This is a genomic window from Enteractinococcus helveticum, from assembly GCF_020742345.1.
GTDB classification, from domain to species: Bacteria; Actinomycetota; Actinomycetes; order Actinomycetales; family Micrococcaceae; genus Yaniella; species Yaniella helvetica_A.
Window position 1 is genome coordinate 1 of sequence record NZ_DYXC01000045.1, and the last position, 4,235, is coordinate 4,235.

The 4,235-nt window shown below is 52.8% G+C and carries 5 protein-coding genes; 3 read left to right on the plus strand and 2 right to left on the minus strand.

What is annotated here, in order from left to right:
• Positions 1–135: 135 nt before the first annotated feature.
• The gene (locus tag K8V32_RS03580) at positions 136–1,191 is read right to left on the minus strand and encodes a DUF4917 family protein (RefSeq protein WP_303902997.1); all 1,056 of its coding nucleotides are present in this window, start codon (positions 1,189–1,191) and stop codon (positions 136–138) included.
• Between the two features lie 209 nt (positions 1,192–1,400).
• On the opposite strand from K8V32_RS03580, the gene K8V32_RS03585 reads away from it, so the two are divergent.
• Together K8V32_RS03585 and K8V32_RS03590 are read left to right on the plus strand one after the other, a co-directional pair.
• Positions 1,401–1,664, plus strand: a complete 264-nt coding sequence (locus tag K8V32_RS03585; RefSeq protein WP_303903000.1) for a hypothetical protein — start codon at positions 1,401–1,403, stop codon at positions 1,662–1,664.
• A gap of 199 nt (positions 1,665–1,863) precedes the next feature.
• Positions 1,864–2,121 (plus strand): hypothetical protein, encoded by a 258-nt coding sequence (locus tag K8V32_RS03590; protein ID WP_303903003.1) that lies wholly within the window; start codon positions 1,864–1,866, stop codon positions 2,119–2,121.
• A 108-nt stretch (positions 2,122–2,229) separates the two neighbouring features.
• Here the strand turns inward: K8V32_RS03590 and K8V32_RS03595 are convergent, their stop codons facing one another.
• A complete protein-coding gene (locus K8V32_RS03595) occupies positions 2,230–2,985 on the minus strand; it encodes a MerR family transcriptional regulator (protein ID WP_303903006.1) in 756 nt (251 codons plus the stop codon).
• A 344-nt stretch (positions 2,986–3,329) separates the two neighbouring features.
• On the opposite strand from K8V32_RS03595, the gene K8V32_RS03600 reads away from it, so the two are divergent.
• Positions 3,330–4,235, plus strand: a 906-nt coding sequence (locus tag K8V32_RS03600; RefSeq protein ID WP_303903009.1) for a Na+/H+ antiporter NhaC family protein, incomplete at its 3' end; no start/stop codon positions are given.

Sequence of the window (4,235 nt, forward strand, 5' to 3'; positions counted from 1 at the left end):
ACGACATCGATGCCTACCTATCCGGTGATGCCATCAGTGATGACGCTCGGGAGAAACTCGAAACTATCTATCAGCGGTCCGAGCATAAACGCCGTCTACCAGTCCGTCCTTCCGACGACTGGTGGTACTAACGATTCACCATAGAGGCACCGAAGATGCATCGTAGAAGCAGACCTCTATCGGCCGTCTGCCACCAAACATAGTCTCACGATCGAAAACAAGTCGGTTTGCCGTTGTAATGGTGGCCTGGTTGTCAACGGTTGCAGCATCTCCATAGATCGAAACTGCTATCCGCTTGATTTTGGATCGCAGTACCGCGTCATAAATGTGTGCGTCGTTCTCGCTGAGGGAAAGTCCGTATATCACTGCAGTGCCACCGATTGATGCGAGTGTACGCAGGCTTCTCGCTAAGTAAGCATTTGACTGAATCTTGGCGAGCTTTTCCTCACTCGTGCCCTCAGCTACGATGAGCGGCAATCGGTTTGCGGCTAGTTGTCGTCTAATTTGATCAATTAAGGCATCGCCTGTACGAATCCAGGTTAGTTTTTGCAGCTCAGAATTATACAAATCTCTGTAGAGGTGCAAGGCACCATGCAGATAGTAGACATTCTGTGCGTGTGGCGTTAAATGGTCCCAAACGACATACTCATGTTCGTCACCTGGGCTTCGAAATCCATCATCGCGTGATTTGTCGAGCCCGGAGTCGATCTGCTTCATCAGAGTCCAGTAAAGAAGGAGATCGTAATTGGTGGTAAAAACTCGGTCAAACGGTGTTACAAAGTTTTTGACGTTATCGTACTGTGCCTGCAATACATCAGTCGGACGCTCAGGGTGAAGAGAGGCTAATGATTTTGCTAACAATTCTTTAAGCGTTTCAGCTTCGTAGCGCAGCTCTGAGATTTCTTGCTCGAACTTTTCCACATCCATAATCTCGAGAGCATCAGCAGCAACTAATAGCTCACGAATTACTCTTTCAAAATCATTCGTTTCCTGTTTCCGGAAATACCTATCAGAAATATGTGAAAGCTTCCCTGATCCCCGAGCTTGGTCCAAAAGGGCAGCATAAGCAAAACGCTGAGAATCATATGCAACACTAAAACCGTTACCCAACAACAGCGCAGGACCGTTTTGGTTTGACTCTTTACTTGCCCAATCGAAAGCATGATCATATTCCACTACATGTGTTTTCATACAAGTAACATATCGTGTTTCGCAAAGAAACCAGCCATTCCCTACCTCCATAAAGCGAAACGAAAAATAGTTACAAATTTCTGCTGATCAGGTCGGAAGCGCTTGTTCAACGCGGAGCTATGACGCCGTCTAGATACCTGTCCCCCACGCCTGAAACGAACTATGGTGGAAGTACTCCCTTTCTAGGGAATGGGAGAAAGGAGAGAGCCATGACTCCTCGTAGCTCAGCACCAGATCAAAAACCTCTGCGCCCGGATCCCGAACATGAAAAATCACCCACGCAATCAGGCATTTTCATTGCGTTTGTTGAACTCTTCGGTGCCGCGTTCATCCTGGCCGTCGGCGTTCGGTTTATCACCGATCCGATACAACCAGACGCAGTAGCCTATGGAGCATTCGTCCTGACCGCAGTTCTGCTCATCGACGCAGCGCGGCGACTCTTCAGAATTTCCACGGGTAAAACGAAGCGCTAACCTTCACTCCGGTCAACGTACCGTCCAATAACCTCAGCCCAACCGCTGAGGTTATTGTCTGCCCGGCAGTCAGGCATTTTCGAAAGCATCAGTGAACCCGCTGGGTCATATCATCCGGCAGACAAAACCCTACCTCTGTGACCTACAACTCACCTAGAATGAGATTACGCCACAGTGGGCGTGAGAGGAGGAAAGAGCTATGAATCCTCGACAATTTGCCATCGGTCGACACCGGCATAATTCAGACACTGCAAGGCAGCCTTCATCGCTGGGGATGTTCATGGTATCCATGGAACTTCTCGTAGCCGCAATGCTCCTGGCAATCAGCATCCGCTTCCTAACAGTGGTAACCGAACCAGATGCAGTTGCTTACGGAATGTTTGTAGCGATCGCCTTGTTGATGTTCGACGTCGTCCGTCGAGTGATCAACATCGCCAGAGGAAAAGCCCCAGCATAGTCACAATGCATGCTGCAGTGAAATCATCCGTCTCCCGTGCACCAAAGCTGCACGGGAGATTTTGTGTTGCGGATGATTCTTGCCAGACCGAACGAGGCACGGTGACGCTTAGTCGTCAAGATGCTGATCAGCCCAGTGGTGCACCGCATCGCGCACAAACTGCGGACCAGCTGGTGAAACGCGATTATAGTTGGCAGCGAACCGCTCATCATCGACATACATTTGCACGATGCCCTTGACCTTCCCCTTGGACAACTCATCCGGTCGTATTGATGCGCCCAGCCATTTCACGTGCTGTGCGGCAATTGCCTGAGCCTGTTCAGAATCCGGTGCCACTCCAGCGGCAATAACCTGATCCCAGGCGGTATTGAGTTCTTCCAGCTGTTGCCGGAACGCCCGCTGACCTTCTGCTCCCAATCCGTTCCACCAGGTATTCGAACGATCGGCAGCTTCATCACCCCAGCGCTCGCGCACTTCGGCGTCGTACTTCCTATGGTCAAATCCCTCAAACATGTGCTTTGGCATAATTGGCCGTCCTTTTTCTAAGGCTGCAATCGTGGCCTCCACGGAATGCACCTGAGTATCAATACGGTGTTTTTCGACCAGCAACCGCCGCCGGTGGTCGCGCAGCGCGTCAATGTCATCTGCTTCGCCCGCCAACACGTCGGCAATATCTGCCAGCGGCATACCGAACTCGCGCAGCAACAAGATCCGCTGCAACCGGATAAGCCTGGCCTGATCGTAGTAGCGCAGTCCCCCGGCCCCGGTTCGGCTTGGCACCAACAGGCCAATCTGGTCGTAGTAGCGCAAGGTACGCGAAGTGATCCCGGTGGACTCAACCACCTGGTGAATCGACCATTCCATCGGAGTTACTCCTCTCGTACTTGGCTACATTCATGTTCTACGGGATGACGTCGCGTCAACCGCAAGCCTTGAACGAACCTTCACGAGGTATTGGGCAAATTGAGATATAAATCACGTGCCTTTAGAGCATTTTGTCCAATACTGCAGCGTGTGGTTTGCAGAACTTGCTGTGCTTGAGGATCATGTGGTCTATGTCCCAAATCAATGTTGCAACCAACACATTCGTGCGTTTCGGTCTTTACGGCTCACCGGCCAATTGACCATCCACAAAGCATCGTACATACACACTGTAAACCGAATGATTTTTATGGCCGTCACCCTGGCTTTATCACGTAAGGACTTCTATGCAGGTTCGTAAACTTCCTTCAGTGCCGATCGCACTGTTACCCATCGCCGTACTGGTCGTCATGGCCCTGGTATCCATCACCGTCTGGGATATCGGCATGCTCATCCCGCTGATGACCGCCGTCGCGGTCGCCGTCGTCATTGGCAAATTCCTGGGCTACACCTGGCAAGACTTAGAACACTCACTTGTCCAAGGCGTCAGCCGTGCACTACCTGCCGTGTTCATTCTGTTTCTCATCGGAACCATCATCGGCACCTGGATCGAAGGCGGACTCATCCCGACCATCATCTACTACGGGCTGACCGCCATCTCCCCGGCCGTGTTCCTGCCGCTGGCCTGCCTGGTGCCGGCCGTGGTTTCACTGGTGCTGGGCACGTCATTGACGACGATCGCCACCGTGGGTATTGCCTTCATGGCCATCGGCGAAGGCATGGGTTTTCCACCAGCACTTGTTGCCGGCGCCGTCATTTCTGGCGCGTTCTTTGGCGACAAACTCTCCCCGCTGTCTGACACCACCAACCTGGCCGCGGCCATGGGTGGCGTGAAACTGTTCGACCACATCCGCCACATGCTCTGGGACACCATCCCTGCACTGATCATCAGTGCCATTGTCTACGCGTTCATTGGCGGTTCGATCTCCGCCACCTCCGGCGCAGACACCGGCCAGCTGGAACAGCTGCTCTCCGGCCTCGACTCACAATTTGTCATTCACCCGCTGCTGCTCATCATCCCGGTGGTGGCCATCGGCCTGATGCTACTGCGCGTACCGGCCATCCTGACGCTGCTGATGATCTCCCTGCTGGGTGCCGCCACGGCCTTCATCATCCAGGGCAGCACAATCACCGACATCATGCAGTCCATGAGCTCCGGCTTTGTCTCGGCCACCGGTGTTGAATTCCTCGAC